Annotated in this window: 15 protein-coding genes; 6 read left to right on the top strand and 9 right to left on the bottom strand. The window is 35.5% G+C overall.

Annotation, left to right across the window (positions count from 1 at the left end):
• Positions 1 to 49: 49 nt before the first annotated feature.
• From P5P89_RS12945 to P5P89_RS12935, 3 genes are read right to left on the bottom strand one after another with little or no spacing between them, the layout of a single operon-like run.
• On the bottom strand, positions 50 to 2,509 hold the full coding sequence (locus P5P89_RS12945) for a ligase-associated DNA damage response DEXH box helicase (RefSeq protein ID WP_278008708.1): 2,460 nt from the start codon (positions 2,507 to 2,509) through the stop codon (positions 50 to 52).
• Between the two features lie 17 nt (positions 2,510 to 2,526).
• Positions 2,527 to 4,128 (bottom strand): ATP-dependent DNA ligase, encoded by a 1,602-nt coding sequence (locus P5P89_RS12940; RefSeq protein WP_278008707.1) that lies wholly within the window; start codon positions 4,126 to 4,128, stop codon positions 2,527 to 2,529.
• Complete coding sequence (locus P5P89_RS12935) at positions 4,129 to 5,193, bottom strand: ligase-associated DNA damage response exonuclease (protein WP_278008706.1); 1,065 nt, start codon at positions 5,191 to 5,193, stop codon at positions 4,129 to 4,131.
• A gap of 177 nt (positions 5,194 to 5,370) precedes the next feature.
• Between P5P89_RS12935 and pruA the strand changes: the two genes are divergently transcribed.
• Positions 5,371 to 6,999, top strand: a complete 1,629-nt coding sequence (gene pruA, locus P5P89_RS12930) for an L-glutamate gamma-semialdehyde dehydrogenase (protein ID WP_278008705.1) — start codon at positions 5,371 to 5,373, stop codon at positions 6,997 to 6,999.
• Between the two features lie 87 nt (positions 7,000 to 7,086).
• Here the strand turns inward: pruA and P5P89_RS12925 are convergent, their stop codons facing one another.
• The 6 genes from P5P89_RS12925 to rsmG form a co-directional block, all read right to left on the bottom strand.
• On the bottom strand, positions 7,087 to 8,829 hold the full coding sequence (locus tag P5P89_RS12925; RefSeq protein WP_278008704.1) for a CocE/NonD family hydrolase: 1,743 nt from the start codon (positions 8,827 to 8,829) through the stop codon (positions 7,087 to 7,089).
• A 26-nt stretch (positions 8,830 to 8,855) separates the two neighbouring features.
• On the bottom strand, positions 8,856 to 9,032 hold the full coding sequence (locus P5P89_RS12920; RefSeq protein ID WP_278012016.1) for a LytTR family DNA-binding domain-containing protein: 177 nt from the start codon (positions 9,030 to 9,032) through the stop codon (positions 8,856 to 8,858).
• 180 nt (positions 9,033 to 9,212) lie between these two features.
• Complete coding sequence (locus P5P89_RS12915; RefSeq protein ID WP_278008703.1) at positions 9,213 to 9,572, bottom strand: LytR/AlgR family response regulator transcription factor; 360 nt, start codon at positions 9,570 to 9,572, stop codon at positions 9,213 to 9,215.
• On the bottom strand, positions 9,569 to 10,624 hold the full coding sequence (locus P5P89_RS12910; RefSeq protein ID WP_278008702.1) for a sensor histidine kinase: 1,056 nt from the start codon (positions 10,622 to 10,624) through the stop codon (positions 9,569 to 9,571). Before P5P89_RS12910 ends, P5P89_RS12915 begins: the two co-directional genes overlap by 4 nt.
• Before the next feature lie 193 nt (positions 10,625 to 10,817).
• Positions 10,818 to 12,233, bottom strand: coding sequence for an alkaline phosphatase (locus P5P89_RS12905; RefSeq protein ID WP_278008701.1), 1,416 nt, complete (start codon positions 12,231 to 12,233; stop codon positions 10,818 to 10,820).
• A 147-nt stretch (positions 12,234 to 12,380) separates the two neighbouring features.
• The gene (gene rsmG / locus P5P89_RS12900) at positions 12,381 to 13,010 is read right to left on the bottom strand and encodes a 16S rRNA (guanine(527)-N(7))-methyltransferase RsmG (RefSeq protein ID WP_278008700.1); all 630 of its coding nucleotides are present in this window, start codon (positions 13,008 to 13,010) and stop codon (positions 12,381 to 12,383) included.
• A 107-nt stretch (positions 13,011 to 13,117) separates the two neighbouring features.
• On the opposite strand from rsmG, the gene P5P89_RS12895 reads away from it, so the two are divergent.
• The 5 genes from P5P89_RS12895 (at position 13,118) to P5P89_RS12875 (ending at position 18,461) form a co-directional block, all read left to right on the top strand.
• Entirely contained in the window at positions 13,118 to 14,212 is a 1,095-nt protein-coding gene (locus P5P89_RS12895; RefSeq protein WP_278008699.1) for a fatty acid desaturase family protein, read from the top strand.
• Between the two features lie 69 nt (positions 14,213 to 14,281).
• Positions 14,282 to 15,472, top strand: a complete 1,191-nt coding sequence (locus tag P5P89_RS12890) for a pyridoxal phosphate-dependent aminotransferase (RefSeq protein WP_278008698.1) — start codon at positions 14,282 to 14,284, stop codon at positions 15,470 to 15,472.
• Positions 15,473 to 15,821: 349 nt separating this feature from the next.
• A complete protein-coding gene (locus P5P89_RS12885) occupies positions 15,822 to 16,811 on the top strand; it encodes an IS110 family RNA-guided transposase (protein WP_278008697.1) in 990 nt (329 codons plus the stop codon).
• Between the two features lie 481 nt (positions 16,812 to 17,292).
• Entirely contained in the window at positions 17,293 to 17,748 is a 456-nt protein-coding gene (locus P5P89_RS12880; protein WP_278008696.1) for a ferritin-like domain-containing protein, read from the top strand.
• A 122-nt stretch (positions 17,749 to 17,870) separates the two neighbouring features.
• Positions 17,871 to 18,461 carry a hypothetical protein gene (locus P5P89_RS12875; RefSeq protein ID WP_278008695.1) on the top strand — a complete coding sequence of 197 codons (591 nt, stop codon included), beginning with the start codon at positions 17,871 to 17,873 and terminating at the stop codon, positions 18,459 to 18,461.
• Positions 18,462 to 18,486: the final 25 nt, after the last annotated feature.

Here is an 18,486-nt window from a genome sequence, read left to right as displayed (position 1 = left end):
TACTTTCAACAGGATGATATAAATAATAACCTTTGATATTTTCTCAAAATTATTTCATGTAACTGGCTGTCATTTTTTTGATTCTTTCTTCTAATGTTTCACTTGATAATTTTTCCCTCAATCGGTCTGTAATGATTGGAAAACTAAATGGTGTCGGCTTTTTGCATTGTTTCCAGACAATGGTTTGCTTATTCACTCTTTCCAAAGCCTGAATTAAACGTCCTTCTTCCAGCTGATGTTCAAACGTCTCTGTATAAGCCTGCTGAAGTAATAAATTATCGGGTTCATAATCCCTGAAAACTTCAAAAAGTAATTGTGATCCACTTTGCAAATGTTTTGTTTTAACAGGTCTTCCGGGCATTCCGGTAAAAACCAGTCCTGCAATTACGGCAATATCCCTGAATTTTCTGCGAGCCATTTCTGTCAAGTTAAGGCTCTTCTGCAAATCATGGTGAACATATTGGGTTGAAAACAAATTATTATCAAAAACCGACTGCATGTCAATTTCCTGATCGGAGAGCAATTCAAACCCGTAATCATTATAAGCCAAAGAAAAAGTAATTGGAGACAATAAACTAATGCGATAGGATAAAATACTGGCTAAAGCTTCATGTACAAACCGACCTTCGAAAAGATAAAAGACGGCATGATACCCTTCTCTGGTTTTAAAGGTTTCAATTAAGAATTCATCATCCCCAGGAACAATACTTTCTTTTCGCTGTCTTGCAAAAATAGGCTGCAGAGCTTTTAATTCGGGAGTAAGATTCTCGCTATTTGCAGCATACAATTCTTCCCGAAGCAATTCGCTCATCTGGACAGATAATGCCATACGCCCTCCCATCCAGCTCACTGTACGGGATTCTTTTTTGGGATCAGCCTTTCGAACCAAAACCTGCATATTTTTTACACGAAATAGCTCTAATCTTTTTCCTGCAAAGGTAAAAACATCTCCCGGCTGGAGTTTTGAGGCAAACCATTCTTCAATGTTACCGATATAACCGCCACTCAAAAATTTCACATTTAATGATGCGTCTCCAACAATGGTTCCAATCTGCATACGGTGATGCATCGCAATCAAACGGCTATTGATTTTAAAATGTCCGTCTTCTTCAATTTCTACTTTTTTGAACTCATCATACGCCTGAAGGCTCTGACTTCCGTTGGTAATAAAATTTAGAATCCAGTTCCAGTTTTCCTTGGTTATATTTTGATAACAGAAAGTTTGTCTGACTTCCTCAAAAATAATATTCGGAAAAAAACCGTCTGAAACCGCCAATGTATTCAGGTATTGCACCAAAACATCCCAACTGTTCAGATACGGAATACGGTCTTCGACAATAGTTTTGTCAACCGCTTTTTTAAGAGCTGAAGCTTCAATCAGTTCGATGGCGTGTGTAGCAAGGAAGTAGATGACACTTTCTTTTCCGGGTTGGTGACCACTTCGTCCTGCTCGTTGTAAAAATCGAGCAACACCTTTTGGACCTCCCACCTGAATAATGGTTTCAACCGGAGCAAAATCGACTCCTAAATCGAGACTTGACGTACAAACTACTACTTTTAATTCTTCATTTCTGATTGCATTTTCAACCCATAAACGTGTTTCCCTGCTGATGCTTCCGTGATGCATTGCCATATCTCCGGCGAATTCAGGGTATTTTTCGAGTATGGCCTGAAACCACATTTCGCAGGCGGAACGAACGTTTGTGAAAATTAAAGTGGTTTTGCTTTTCCGGACTATTTTCGCTACCTCATCGATTAAATGTAATCCCATGTGACCACGCCATGGATAACTGTCCATTTTATCGGGCAATATCGAGAGTACTTTTATTTTTTTATTGATGTGTGCTTTAATCAAAACCGAATTTTGATAAGCTTCTGAATTTACACCTAACAATACCTGCTGTGCCAGTTCCAGATTTCCTATTGTCGCCGATATTCCCCAAATACGCATTTTAGGAGCAACCGTTTTTAATCGGGACAAAGCCAGTTCCATTTGAACGCCTCGTTTTGTTCCTAATAATTCGTGCCATTCATCCACTACAATTGCTGAACAATTAGCGAAAGTTTTTGAAAACTCTTTTGAAGCCAATAATAATTGCAGACTTTCAGGAGTTGTAACCAGCAAATCAGGCATTTTTTTACTTTGCTTATTTCTCTCACTTTGCGTTGTATCCCCTGAACGGATTCCAACTGTCATTGGTAAATCTAAATCTTCAACAATTCTATCCGCAGCCTGCTTAATTTCAACAGAAAGCGCCCGCAAAGGGGTAATCCAAATGGCTTTTAATCCGGGTTTATGTTTCGTTTTATAATCCGGATTTTTCTTCATGTAATCGAGAACTATAGGAAACCATAAAGCATAGGTTTTCCCGCTTCCGGTTGGCGCGTTCAGCAAACCATTTTTTCCCTGTAAAAAAGCAGTCCACGTCTGGGTTTGGAATGGAAAAGCTTTCCAGCCCTGATCATGAAACCAATTTTCTGCAATGGTATAAAGTTCGTCTCTGTTCATTTTTATGGTTTTGAATTCTAAGAAATCATACTTTTTAAATCTTCAATTGAATTGGCATCCTCAATTTTCTTATCCTGTCGCCACCGCAAAATTCTTGGAAAACGGGTTGCAATCCCGCTTTTATGTCTTTTTGAAAGTGCAATTCCTTCAAAGCCAATTTCAAAAACCAATTGCGGAGTTACGCTTCTAACCGGACCAAATCGTTCAAGTGTGTTTTTCTTTATAAAATCATCCACCCTTCTAAATTCGGCATCGGTTAAACCGGAATATGCTTTTGCAAATGTGACCAGTTCTTTTTCGCCATTGTCGTTGTTCTGCCAAAGTGCGAAAGTATAATCTGTAAATAAATTAGATCTTCTTCCGTGCCCTCTCATCGCGTAGGTTAAAACAGCGTCAATCACTAACGGTTCAATTTTCCATTTCCACCAATCGCCTTTTTTTCTTCCTACCAGATAAGGCGAATTGTTTCTTTTTAGCATTAGCCCCTCACTTTTCATTTCGCGGGCACGCATTCTCTCCGTCGTTACGTCTTCCCAGGAATAGAGCAAAACCCTTTCTGATAACTGAAAATTAGGTGTTTTATCTTTTATGGAATCGTATAATTGTTCCAGTAATAATCTTCTTCCTGAATAAGGCAAATTTCGAATATCCTGACCTTCCCATTCCAAAATATCGTATGCTTTTAAAATCACAGGCACTTTTTCAAGTAAACTGCCGGAAATGGTTTTTCTTCCGATTCGGGTTTGCAGATCATTAAAGGTTCCGATTTCTCCTTCTTTAAAAGCTAAAATTTCAGCGTCAATTACAGTTCCATTTGGGATGATGCCCACAAAAGATTGAAACTCCGGATATTTATCGGTAACAAGCTCCTCGCCTCTTGACCAGACATAAATTTCGTTTTCACGGATAATGGTTTGTGACCTAATTCCATCCCATTTATGTTCAACGGACCAGTCTTCAGGATTTCCTAAATTATCAACTTCTCCTTCAATTGGATAGGCCAGATAAAACGGATACGGTTTGGATAAATAATCGCTGCTTTTTTCATCCAGAATTAATTCCTGAAACGTAATCGTATTCGGATCCCAGTTTCCCATCAATTTATAGGCAAGAGCATCTTCATCAACATCTTCTGCTTTTGATAACGCCCGTGTCATTAATTTTTGGCTTACACCAATTCGCAAACTACCGGTGATTAGTTTTGTAAAAACGAAGCGTTCATAATAATTCAGCGCAAGCCAATTCTCGTGTAAATATTCTTTCTTTTCAATATCGGATTTCTTTTTTAACGCAATAATTTCCTGAAGATATTCGGTTAAACTTTTATCCGAATGTTCTTTGGTTGTCGGAATGATCAAAGCGATGGTTTCGGCTAAATCACCCACAATATGATAACTTTCCTCAAAAAGCCATAGCGGAATATTCGCTAGTTCATTTGCCCAAATACGCAATAAAGTAGTATTAACAGGTCTTGGTGGACGACGATGTGACAAAATCGCAATTGTCCATACTTTATCTTCCGGCGAGGCATTTTTAAAATAGGTTGTCAGCGCATCTACTTTTACGTTCGTTTTATTTGAACTGTCAAGTGTTTTTATGAGTTGGGCAAAATTTTTCATCTACAATTCATTATTTTCAGAAATACCCGAAGTTTCATTTTGTTCAAAAACCACTTCCTTTTCATCTTTTTCCATTTCTGCCGATTCTCCTTCGTATTGCGTTTTTTCGGTTCTGGCATCGTAACCCAATTCCCTTAAATATTTAGAGAAAATATCAGTGTAACCATGTGTGCAGATTACTTTTTCTGCTCCTGTTGATTTGATGCTATCTAAAAGTGAATACCAATCACAATGATCACTTAGTACAAAACCTTTGTCAATGGCACGTCTTCTTCTGGCTCCGCGAAAAGCCATCCAGCCACTTGCTGCACCTGTAACAAAAGGTGTCATTTTTCTGATCCAGATACTTCCGTGTGCACTAGGAGGTGCAAGGACTATATTTCCCAATAAATCTTCTTTTTTGGTTTCTCTGGTCACTAAGGTTGTTGCCGGAAAATCAACCATAGAACGCAAGACATTCGTCATGTTTTCAATGGCACCGTGCGTGTATATTTTACCAATATCGGTATCTAAATATTTTAAAAGCCGTTGTGCTTTCCCTAAAGAATAGCCAAAAAGAATGGATGTTTTTCCTTCAGCCTTATTTTCTGCCCACCAATTATTGATTTCTGTGATTACTTCTGTTTGCGGAATCCAATTAAAGGCCGGCAAACCAAAAGTGCATTCGGTGATAAAAGTGTGGCATTTTACCACTTCATAAGGAGATGAAATTCCGTCGTCTTCCGTTTTATAATCTCCGGTAAAAACCCAGACTTCGCCTTTGTGTTCAACACGAATTTGTGAGCTTCCGATAATATGTCCTGCAGGATGCAGAGAAAACTTGACATTGTTTATTACGAACGTTTCTCCCCAGTCTTTTCCTGATACATTTATTTCACCCAAACGATGCCGAATAATTGGCACATTCGTATGATGGGTAATATAATTTTGATGTCCCCATCTTGAATGATCAGCATGACCGTGCGTAATGATTGCATTTTTCACAGGCCGCCAGGGATCAAGATACACATCGGCCTGTTGGCAGTAAATTCCTTTATCGTTAAAAGCCAGAAGTGGAATTTTCATAGTCCTATAAATTGAAGTACCTCAAATTTAAACTTTTATACAAACATGTGTTTTACAGCCTGACATCATTAGTTTATTAAATTACAACATTTTAATATTGCATTGTGATATAATCAAAATAACCTTTGTACTTTTGCCTAAAATTAAACAATTCGTAATTTTAAAATATTTTATCCCATGTTAAAAGGATTTTTTAATGTACCTAAGGCGGTAAATGAGCCGGTAAAAGGATACGCACCCAACTCACCGGAAAGAGGCGCTGTTCAGGCCGCTTACACCAAAATGTGGAACTCTCAAATTGATGTTCCTTTGCATATTGGAAGCGAAGAAATCAGAACCGGAAATACAAGAAACATTACAGCTCCACATGATCACCAGCACGTTGTTGGAAAATATCATCTAGCTGAGAAACAACATATTGAAAAAGCAATCGCCAATGCACTTGAATCAAGAAAAGCATGGGCCAATATGGCATGGGAACAACGTTCGGCTATTTTCTTAAAAGCGGCTGAATTAATCGCAGGTCCATACAGAGCACGTATTAATGCTGCTACTATGATCGGACAATCAAAAAACATCCATCAGGCAGAAATTGATGCTTCTTGTGAATTGATCGACTTTTTACGTTACAATGTAGAATTCATGACTCAGATTTACGGAGATCAGCCAAAATCAGATTCGACTACATGGAACCGTTTAGAGTACCGACCTCTTGAAGGTTTTGTTTACGCTATTACGCCATTTAACTTTACGGCTATTGCTGCCAATCTTCCTGCTAGTGCTGCGATGATGGGTAACGTTGTGGTTTGGAAACCAAGTGACAGCCAGGTATTTTCTACAAAAATCATTTTAGATGTTTTCAAAGAAGCAGGAGTTCCTGATGGTGTTATCAACGTAGTTTTTGGAGATGCTTTAATGATTACCGACACTGTTTTAGCAAGCCGTGATTTTGCAGGTGTTCACTTTACAGGTTCAACTCATGTATTTAAAGATATCTGGGCAAAAATTGGTGCCAATATCCACAACTATAAAACCTATCCAAGAATCGTTGGGGAAACTGGTGGTAAAGATTTTATCATTGCACATCCAAGTGCTAACGTAAAACAAGTGGTTACGGGAATCACTCGTGGTGCATTTGAATTCCAGGGACAAAAATGCTCTGCAGCTTCAAGAGTTTATATTCCTCAAAGTTTATGGCCAGCTGTTAAAGAACAATTAATCACCGATGTAAAATCAATGAAAATGGGGTCTCCGGAAGATTTCGGAAACTTTATTACTGCGGTTATTCATGAAGGTTCTTTTGATAAATTAGCAAGTTACATCGATCAGGCTAAAAAAGACGCTGACGCAGAAATTATAATTGGAGGAAATTATGACAAATCTGTTGGATACTTTATTGAACCAACGGTTATTGTAACGACAAATCCAAAATACACAACAATGGAAACTGAATTATTCGGACCGGTTGTGACACTTTATATTTATGAAGATGCCAAATGGGAAGAGACTTTAGAATTAGTTGATACTACTTCGGAGTATGCTTTGACAGGAGCTGTTTTCAGCCAGGATCGTTATGCGATTGAAGTTGCTACAACTAAATTACAAAACTCAGCAGGTAACTTCTACATCAATGATAAACCAACAGGAGCTGTTGTAGGGATGCAGCCTTTCGGTGGTGCAAGAGCATCAGGAACTAACGACAAAGCGGGTTCTGCACTGAACTTATTGCGTTGGGCTTCTCCAAGAACAATTAAAGAAACTTTTGTAACTCCTGAAGATTACAGATATCCTTTCTTAGGAGAATAGTCTTAAATTCGAAAGTCTTAAAGGGCTTTGTTAATATAAATAAGCCGAATCTTTAATAAAAGATTCGGCTTTACTTTTGTCTAAGATTTATTTCCAAATTGGAATTTTGACAAAACTATCGTTATACCATTTTATTTTTAATACTTCAGTGGCATCTTTAATTGATTCTTCGGTCACTGTTTTTCCGGTTCCGTAGTTGAGTTCGGAAAATGCATTTTTGTTGACATTCAAAGTAATTAACAATCTGCTGCCTTTATTTAATTGTTTACTTACTAAATGTGTATTTGAAAAAGGAATAGACTCAATTGCATCGGGCTTTAGTAAATTTCTTTTTGTACTATCTTTAGCATAACTGGCACGTCCAATAAAATAAGACAGATGAAAATATTCACCTGTTGGTGTTACTTCATATAAAGTCACTCCCACATCTATATCTTTTTTATTGATGCTGGCTTTGATTTTACCTAAAAATGATCCATTAATTACAATTGGTTCTTTCAGGGGTTCACTTATAAAAACAAATCCATTAGCTGTATTGAGTTCTCTTTTTATTATCGGATCCGGATAGTAATCATTTTTGCTGATTTCTCTGTTAGCAAAATCAACTTCTTGCAAAAGATAACTTTTCTTAGTTGGTTTTTTATCTTCTAAAGAATGAAAATCCCCAGATTTAATGTCCGTCAGATAAAATATTAAAAAACTATTACTCATTTTATCAATTGATGGGGCACTTCGCCATTCATTTGCCCCCATTACCTGATAATTAATTTTGTCTTTTAAAATTGCTGGTTTTGGAGCATTTTTTAAAATATAATCAAACCACTCGTATGTTATTTTATTCGTATTAATTAGTGCATCTGCATCAACATTATAATCATTTATTACAGCAGTACCTCCTGTTTGAGCTCCAAAATGACCGTAAGGGCCAATAATTAAATACGAATTTGTTTTTGGATTGTACTTCTGAAGCTCTCTTAAATAATATAAACCCGAATTCTGAGAATCATTATAATAACCGTCAATTACCAAAACAGGAATATTTATATGGGCAAAATCATTTTTATAAGGCGCCATGTTTTGCCAGTATTTATCAAATGACGGATGGCTTATCCATCTTTGAAACAATCTGTTTGGAGTACCATCAATACTGTCTAATTTTTTATAGGCTACTCCTGATTCCCACCATTTAAACTGCATTTTTCTAAAACGCTGTCTGTCATTTCCGGCAATCGTATCTAGGGTCTTATTATTACCAACATAAAACGACCATTCGTAATTAGGATTTATAAACACATTATTTTCCATAGGAAGTCCCATTCCGGGTCTGTTGGCTACATAGGGAACAATAGTTTTAAGTGCGGGATGCATTTTTTTGCAGGCTGCCCACTGCGTAAATCCATTATAACTTCCTCCATACATTCCTATGCTTCCGTTACACCATTCTTGTTTACTTACCCAGTCAATAACATCGTAAGCATCATTACCGTCATTTTCATAAGGAAATATTTCGTCCGGACTAAATCGCTTGCCCCTTGTGTAGGCAATAACACCAACATAATCCTTATCTGCAGCTGCTTTTAAAGAACGCAGATCCCTTCCTTTATCGTTTACATAAATAGTATATTGAAGTATTACAGGTTGTGGAGTGGTAATTCCTTTTTTCCTTACAACTATGGCCGAAATAAAAGCGCCATCGTGTGTTTTAATCATGACACTATCCTGAATATCATAAGCGCTTTTCACATCTTCTGATTTTATGAGACTTGTCTGTTGTGAAAATGCTTCTGAAAGCATTAAAAGAAAGAATAACAGTTTTAAAATTGACTTCATTTGTGAATTTAATTAAGATGGTTTTATTAGATTCTGTTTATATTTTTTAATTTCACTGCCTGTCGGTTTGAAACTTCCAATAGTTCACCTGTCTTTAATTTTACCTCTAATTTGCCAGCACTTGTTCGGTTTAGTTCCTGGATATAATGAATATTTATAATCTCAGTCCTGTTTATTCTGAAAAAAATAGTTTGATCCAGCATCTCTTCCCATTGGCGCAGGGAGCGTCTTTGCAATGCTTTTGTCCCCTGAAAAAAAGTCTGGTATAATTTTCAAGTGATTCAATTAAGTAAATTTCATCTAATTGGATAAAATATCGTTTTTCGCCGTCTTTAATAAAAATTTTTCTCACTTTGGTTTCCGAATTAGTTAAAGAAGTCTTCTCACTTATAATATCTCTTTTTTTCAATTGCTTTTGCAAAACGCTCCTCTCTTATAGGTTTCATGAGATAATCTAAAGCATTTACTTCAAATGCCTGTACAGCATATTCATTAAAAGCGGTAATAAATAGTACTACTGGCACATTATCTAAAGATTCTAATAAATCAAAACCGGATTTTTCAGGCATTTGAATATCTAAAAACATTAAATCCGGCATTTCTGTTTCAATAAGATTCTTAGCATCATCTGCATTTTCAGCTTCACCAATAAGAAGAAAGTCATCATATTTTTTTATTGCTCTTTTCAGTTCTTCTCTTGATGAGCGCTCATCGTCTACTATTATAAATTTTATCTTTTTCATTTGAATGGAATTAAAATAGTTGCCAATACGGTTTCATTTTCCATTTGTTTTATTTCAAAGAAAGCTTTCCCGTTGTATTGTAGTAACAATCTTTCTTGCAAATTTTTCAATCCAATACCTCTATCTTTATTCTCCTTAATTAGCTTTCCTGTATTTTGTACATTAATGTTTATAAAATTGTTTTTTTCTTCAATTTTTATAACAATACATCCACCGCTCTTTCTTTTTTCAATTCTATGTTTTATTGCATTCTCAACCAGAGATTGAATACTCAAAGGCAGAATGAGATGTTTTGTAGTGTCTAAAGTTATTTCCATTTCTATTTGCAGCCTTTCCTCAAATCGCATTTTTTCTAATTCCAGGTAGTCTTTAACGAGATTGATTTCGTCATCTAAGGATATTAATTTCCCTACATTGCTATTTAAAGAACTCCTCAAAAGTTCAGACAAAAGATCAATTGCACGCCTTGCCAAATCCGGATTTTCTAACATCAGAAATTTTATATTGTTCAAGGAGTTAAAGAAGAAATGCGGGTTAAGCTGTGCACTCAGATTATTTAGCTGTGCCTCTTTTATTCTAAGTGATAATTGCGCATTTTCTTTTACAGTTTCGATTTCAAGTCGTGAATAATGATAAAGATGGTAAGCCAAAACCCAGATAGACATTAGTCTGGTACCCGTAATAAAAACCTGTAATTGGGTAGATATGAAGAATTCTATAAATGAAATCTGAGTTCCTTTTAAAATAAATAGTCGTACGAGATAAAGCTTACACACAATCAAAACCATATACAATAAGGAGAGCGTAAGAACACTAAGTGCAATTTTTGGAACCAGCTTTTTTAGATTTAACTTATTCCATCCGTTTCTTAAAGCAAAATTTTTATAGAAATGTGTTAATGTGATGCCAACAAACACATCCAGGATTAAATCTGCTATTCCTATTTTCCAGCTAAAATTACCTGTAAAAAAAGCCAGCAATCCCCAATAAAAAGAAGCCGTAATCCATCCTATAAACTGAATTTTCCAATAGTTGGATATTCTTTCAATCATTTTCAATACATATTTTTTTAATCTTAAGTAAATGTATTCGTCTATTGCAGATTAAACAAATAAAAGTACAGGAACGAGAAATATCAGTAGATAAATGAAGGCAAACCATCTAATTTAAAACGAAATACTCTAAATAGAAAAGCCGAATCTTTTCATCAAGATTCGGCCTTTGTTGTTTTTTTGTTTATGTAAATTAAAATTTATTCTCCACTTCCGCAGCCTGCAGCATTAGATAATGCAAATCGGTATTTTTTACGAAAGGTTTTAAAAGCTCACTTCCGGGCCCAAACATCGCCAGCTCAACATAATCTGCCGAGTGATCCATACTGATCCAGCCTACCGAATTTATTTTTCCCTGCATTTCTGCGAAAGCTTTATACGGCAGTTTCTTATAATTGTATAAACCATCTTCTTTGTGTAATCCGTCGTAGTACCCCAATACATATTTGGCATCTTCATCAGAAACCGAATGGCCGTTTGCTTTTTCAATAATTTCTTTTACCTGAGAAACTGAAGATTGTGGTTTTATCTGGTTCAGAATCCATTCGTTGGTCTGCGTGTATTTTTGGATACTGTCAAAGTTATCATTGGCATTTTTTCCGTAAATAATTCCCGGATTTGCATTTCCGTGATCTGTGGTAATGATTACTAATGTTTCTTTGTCTTTTTCAGCAAAATCTATGGCCACTTTTACAGCTTCATCAAATTCAATCTGATCATTAATCAGACCGGCGATATCGTTCCCATGTGCGGCCCAATCCACTTTTCCACTTTCAATCTGCAAAACAAAACCATTTTTATGGCCTTTCATTCTGTCGATTGCTTTTTGAGACATTTCGGCAAGACTCGGAACAGTGGTTTTTAATTTTTCATCACTATTTCTGTCTACATAATACGGAAGTCCGTCATCTGCAAATACACCCAGAACAGGTTTTAAATTTGATGCAGCCTCCATTTCCGCTTTTGTTTTTACAACCTGATATCCTTTTGCGGCATAAGCGGCATACATATCTTTCTTGTCCTTTCTTAATTCCGGACTGAAATAATTGGCTCCGCCTCCCATCATAATATCAAAACCCAATTCCAAATATTGTTCGGCAATATCTTCCTGGGCATTTCTGCTTTTGCTGTTAACGCAAAAACCAGCCGGAGTTGCATGCGTAATAGGAACTGTAGTCACACAACCCGCCATTTTACCCGACTTTTTAAACTTTTGCCAAATTGGTAAATGCGGTTCTCCTTGCGGACTCACATTCAGCACTCCATTATTTACACGAAAACCGCCTCCCCATGATGAACTTGCTGCAGAAGAATCGGTTACTATGGAACTTGCAGAAGCTGTATCCATCAAAGCTCTTGAAACCCTGCTGTCCTTATATAATTGTATCCAGTTTGATCCTTTGCCATTTTTTCTGTTGAGAAACAAATCGGTCATATTAAGCGTCCCGGTACTCATTCCGTCACTTACAAGTAAGATGATATTTTTGGCTTTTTTGTTTTTATACGCAGACTCTAAATCCAAAACATTTGCAGAACCCTCAAACGGATTGAGAATTGCGGCTCCTATTGTAAACAATGAGCCATTTTTAAAGAACTTCCTTCTATTCATTATAACTTTATTTAAGCATTTTCAAAGGTAAGGAAATTGGATCAGCTACAAATTATCATTTAGGTTATGATTGCTTTTCCGGCATAAAAAAACCCGATAACAATTTTAAGGAAAAATAGTATCGGGCTGTATTTGTATAAATAAAAATTAAGGCTGAAATTTTAATGGCAGATGCACCACTTTTTTAGTTTCAAAAAATTCATCTTCAAAAATAGTAGACAAATCATATAAAGTAGCTTTTGGAAAATCTTTTAACTCTTCGGTTAAATCACCACCTTTTAAATATAGGATTCCATTTTTCAACGTGTGTTTTTGCTGCTTTTTGATTTTATCTTTTATCCACGAAACAAAATCAGGCATATTGGTTACGGCACGGCTTACAATAAAATCGAAATCACCTTTTACCAATTCGGCACGTTTTTGTTCTGCTTTTATATTTTTCAGTTCCAAAGCGTCAACTACTCCCTGAACCACTTTTATTTTTTTCGCAATAACATCAATTAGATAAAAACGTGTTTCAGGAAAAAGAATTGCCAGCGGAATTCCCGGAAAACCACCTCCGGTTCCAACATCCAAAACAGTTGCTCCGGGTTCGAATTTCATGATTTTTGCAATTCCAAGAGAATGCAGGATGTGTTTCGTATATAATGAATCAATGTCTTTTCTTGAGATAACATTAATTTTTTCGTTCCAGTCGTGATATAAAAAGTCTAATTTTTGAAATTGGTCGATTTGAATGTCAGTCAAATCCGGAAAATATTTCAATATCTCATCCATTGCTCTAAATTTTTAACAAAAGTACTACTTTACGATTGAAATATTTAACTCAATTTTGCAAATTGAAAATTTATAATAATTACCTTTGACAACTATTTAAAATTAATATGAATAATACCGCACCGACATTTTCAAAGCAGGATAATCTGAAGTTTTTCAGAACGCTTAACTCACGGGTAAACAATTACTTCAAAGAGAACAACATCCAAAAAACCGGAAACTGGAAGCTGCACTTAAAAGCGATTATTCTATTTTCTGTATTTCTGACCCCTTATTTTTTAATTCTGGCACTTGACATGCCTTTTTGGGCACAACTACTATTAAATATTGTCATGGGAATCGCTATGGCAGGAATTGGAATGAACGTAATGCATGACGGAAATCACGGCTCTTATTCTTCTAAATCATGGATTAATAAAATCATGGGGGGAAGCATTTATATTCTGGCCGGAAACGTGCATAACTGGCAGGTTCAGCATAATGTATTGCACCATACTTACACTAATATTCACGGGCATGATGAAGATTTGGATGCCGGAAGAATCATTCGTTTTACGCAAAATGCAGAATGGCACCGTTTTCATAAATTCCAACACTATTATTCTTTCTTTTTATATGGATTACTGACTTTCAATTGGGCTTTAACAACCGATTTTAAGCAAATGAAAGACTATATAAAAAGAAAATTATCTTATGGAGCTCCCCAAAGCCCGGCCAAATTATGGACGGTTTTAGTAATAACAAAAATCATCTACGTAATGATCTGGATGGTTTTGCCAATGGTTTTAGGCGTAACATGGTGGAAAGTAGTAGTTGGTTTTTTTGTAATGCATTACACTGCCGGACTAATTTTGAGTATCGTTTTTCAGCTGGCACATGTTGTGGAGGAAACTTCAAATCCAGTTCCGAATGAAGAAGGGGAAATTGAAAATACCTGGGCAATTCACCAATTGTATACTACAGCTAACTTTGCTCCAAAAAACAAAATCGTAAACTGGTTTACCGGTGGTTTAAATCATCAGATCGAGCATCATATTTTTCCAAATATCAGCCACATCCATTACGGAAAAATCGCTGAAATCGTAAAACAAACAGCCAAAGAATGCAATTTGCCTTATTATGAATTCAAAACCATGAGAGGCGCAATCCTGGCTCATTACAAGCATTTAAAAGATCTTGGGGTAAAACCTGAGTTTGCATAACAAAACTAAAATCTATTAATAATAACCTCTCTTAAAAAACAGCAATTAAGAGTAATTAAATTTTTTATAATGAACCATATTCTTTCAGACAGAATTAACAATTTAGCGACTTCGCAAACTTTAGCGATGGCTGCATTAGCCCGTGAGCTAAAAGCACAAGGAAAAGACATTATCAGTTTAAGTTTAGGTGAGCCTGATTTCAATACGCCTGATTTTATTAAAGAAGCTGCAAAAAAAGCAATCGACGATAATTACAGTACCTATTCTCCTGTTGACGGATATCAGGATTTAAAAGAAGCTATCTGCAGAAAATTCAAAAGAGATAATGGTTTAGAATACAAACCTTCTCAAATTGTAGTTTCAACAGGTGCAAAACAATCATTATACAACATTGCGCAAGTAATGTTAAACGATGGTGACGAGGTAATTTTGCCAGCACCATACTGGGTTTCTTATTTCGAAATCGTAAAACTTTCAGGCGGAGTTCCTGTTGAAGTTCCAACTTCAGTAGAAACAGATTTCAAAATCACCCCTGAGCAATTAGAAGCTGCCATCACGCCAAAAACAAAAATGATGTGGTTCTCTTCTCCATGTAATCCTTCAGGATCTGTTTACAGCAGAGAAGAATTAACAGCTCTAGCTAAAGTGTTAGAAAAACACCCAAATATTTACGTAGTTGCAGACGAAATCTATGAACACATCAATTTCTCTGGAACGTTCTGCAGTATTGGTTCTATCCCGGGGATGTTAGAAAAAACAATCACTGTAAACGGAGTTGCAAAAGCATTTGCCATGACAGGATACCGAATTGGTTACATTGGTGCTCCGGAGTTTATCGCAAAAGCGTGTACAAAAATTCAGGGACAAGTAACTTCTGGTGCAAATTCTGTTGCGCAAAGAGCTACAATCACAGCTGTAGATGCTGACCCTAGTGTATTAAACGAAATGGTTCAGGCTTTCCACGGTCGTAGAGATTTAGTGGTTGGATTATTAAAAGAAATTCCAGGAGTAAAAATCAATGTTCCGGAAGGAGCTTTCTATGTGTTCCCAGACGTTTCTTCTTTCTTCGGAAAAACATTAAAAGGACACGAAATTAAAGATGCAAACGATGTTTCGATGTATCTTTTAGCAGAAGCAAACGTAGCAACTGTAACAGGAGACGCTTTTGGAAATCCTAACTGTATTCGTTTCTCTTACGCAACAAACAACGATATTTTAACAGAAGCATTACGCAGAATCAAAGAAGCTTTGACTGCATAACAGCATAATCTTTTTTATTAAAACGGCTTAAGGTTTAAAGTTTCATTACTTTATACTTTGAGCTGTTTTTTTTTATTGGCGTATCCCTCCGGGTCGGGCTCATATCTTTGTATTGAATACAAAATAATGTGTAAGTATCTTTGAAAATATAAAATTGATAACAAAACAAAGTTGCATAATCGTGGTCCGGCCAGATACATTATAATGATATTGACGAGATAGGAAGATCAGCTTTGTTTTTATTACATATAAGCCTCAATAAGTACTTAAGCACTATACTTTAGTTTAGATGTTGTATAAAAAATGAGCAAAGGCATGTGCAATATTTTGTTATCCTAAAAAAAGAATTATGAATTTGAAGTACTCGGTAGGATTGGATATTGCTAGTAAAAAAATTGACATTTGCATATCAGTAATAAATAGCAATCAAAGCGTAAAAGTAGTATCCAGCAAATCATTTTTAAATACCCTAAATGGTTTTAAAGATATAGAAAGCTGGATTATAAAAAATCACAAGGAGAAAGATGTCCAGCTAGTTTTATGTATGGAAGCCACTGGGGTTTATCACGAGAATTGTGCACTTTATTTTCATGAAAGAAACTATAAAATATCGATAATTTTAGCCAACAAGGCAAAACATTATTTGATTTCATTGGGGTTAAAATCCAAGAACGATAGCATTGATGCCAAAGGACTATCTAAAATGGGAGCAGAACAATGTTTAGAATTATGGCAGCCTATGGGCAGATTTTTCTATGTATTGCGCCAATATACACGCCAATATGAGAATTTACAAGAGCAAAAAACAGTCTTTAATAATCAACTGCATGCCTTAGAACATTCCATGTTTAAAAACAAAGCCATGATAAAACAGCAGAAAGACACTCTTAAATTGTTTGATAAACAACTTAAAGAACTCGAAAAATTAATGAATACTTTAATCGATTCTGATCAAGTTATAAAACAGAGGTTTGCTAATGTTTGTAAAATAAAAGGTATAGGGATGCTTACCGCAGCAACAATTTTAGCTGAAACAAATGGTTTTGAATTATTTAAAAACTACAAGCAGCTAGTGTCTTATGCTGGATTTGATGTAGTTGAGCGAGAATCAGGAATGAGTAAAGGGAAAACAAAAATATCAAAAAAAGGAAATAGTCATATCCGCAGAGTGTTATTTATGCCTGCTTTTACGGCTGTAAAACACAAAGAAAAACCCGTAGTAGATTTGTATAATCGAACTATTGAGAAACATGGCATTAAGATGAAGAGTTATGTTGCAGTCCAAAAAAAAGCTGTTGGTTTTAATTTATCATATCTGGAAAAAAGACCAGGCATATGATCCTGATTACGCAGAAAAAAAGAAAACAACTCAAGAGGATATAATCAATATAGTAGATGCTAATTCAGTTAAAAAAAATAGCCCCAATCAAGTTGAGGCTACAGCAGATAAACAATTCATTTTTGAAAATGAACTGCTTTCTATAGTTTGACAAATATAAAAAATAAGTAAAATAAAATTTGGAATTCAAGATAGTACCTATTCGCTACAAGTCCTCACCTTCCTTCGTCAGCCTCCGGGCTTTTCACTTCAAATAAATTCACTGAACTCCGATTAAAATAAAATTTAGTGAAGTAATCCTTTACGCAGACGATACACAAGAAATTTCCCAAAAGAAATCTTTCCATAATCTGTATGAATCAATTTCATAGTTTCAAAATTCCCATTCCACAATTCTATAAATAACTCGTATAATCCTGTAAAAAAGAACGAGTTATAAGTTTTTATATTTGTAATATATAAATTTTAAAAATCACACGTCATGATACATACAGATGAAACTACAAAAGAAGCAGTTAAAACTTTAGAAGGATTAATTTCAATTCTTGAAGACGGAAAACTAGGCTATACCAATGCAGCCGAGCATGTAGAAAATCCTGCAATGAAAACCGAATTTCTTGAATTCGCACGTGAAAGAGCCTTATTTATTGTTGAATTGCAAGATGAAATCAACAAATTAGGAAAATCAACAGACACTTCTGGCGGAGGACCATTAGGAGCACTTCACAGAACCTGGATTGATATTAAATCTTCTTTTACAGGCGGTGATACAGAAGCAATTATCAATGCATGCGTTACCGGAGAAGAAGCTGCTATCGAAAAATACAAAAAAGCACTGGAAGAAAACCATCTTGAGTACAATCAGGTTAACATCGTTTCAAAACAATTGAACAGTATTCAAAATACTTTGTCATTAATTAAAATGAAAGCGAATTAATCGATCGATCGATTCATGCTTTTTTTGAGAAACTGCCTGATCTTTGGATTGGGCGGTTTTTTTATTTGTCAAAATTAAAAATAATCTTACTTTCGCGCCTATTTCAAAAAACTAAAATCTTTATGAAATCAACTTTACACAGTTTTATTTTTATTATTTCTGTAATATTATTTTCAAATCAGATAAAAGCACAGACAACAGGTAAATCCATAAAAGCTTCTATAGGTTATGGAGCAAGCAGTTCTTATTATAACGAAGACTATGGAAGTCAGGATGAAGTAGATGTTATGGGCGGCGGACTTTATCTGCACGGTGAATATATTTTAGGAATTAAATCATGGTTTAGTATAAGACCCTACGCTGGTGCTATTTTTGAATCTGTTGATAAAGATCAAAACGTTCAAAATCAACCTCAGTATAAAGTAACAACTAATGCTTTTTTAGTGGGAGGAAAAATTCGTCTTTGTGCACCAATACCATGGGTTGCTCCATTTATTGAAGCTGGTCTTGGAGCTTCGGCTGGTAAATTTGAAACGTTTACACCCAACGTTAATTTTAACAAAAGCGATGTTTTATTACATATTCCATTTAACTTTGGACTAGCTTTAGGTAGAAAGAACAGCTTTGAAATAGGCTTTTCAGGTTATTTTCATCCAGCTGCAAAACAATCGACTGGAGTATTTGCTGTCGGATATAGTTTTCCTTTAGACTAAATAATATAAAAAAATGTCGCTTATC

The sequence above is a fragment of the Flavobacterium gyeonganense genome (assembly GCF_029625295.1).
Taxonomy (GTDB): Bacteria; Bacteroidota; Bacteroidia; order Flavobacteriales; family Flavobacteriaceae; genus Flavobacterium; species Flavobacterium gyeonganense.
Note: the sequence above shows the minus strand (reverse complement) of the source record. Positions and strands in the feature narration are given on the sequence as shown.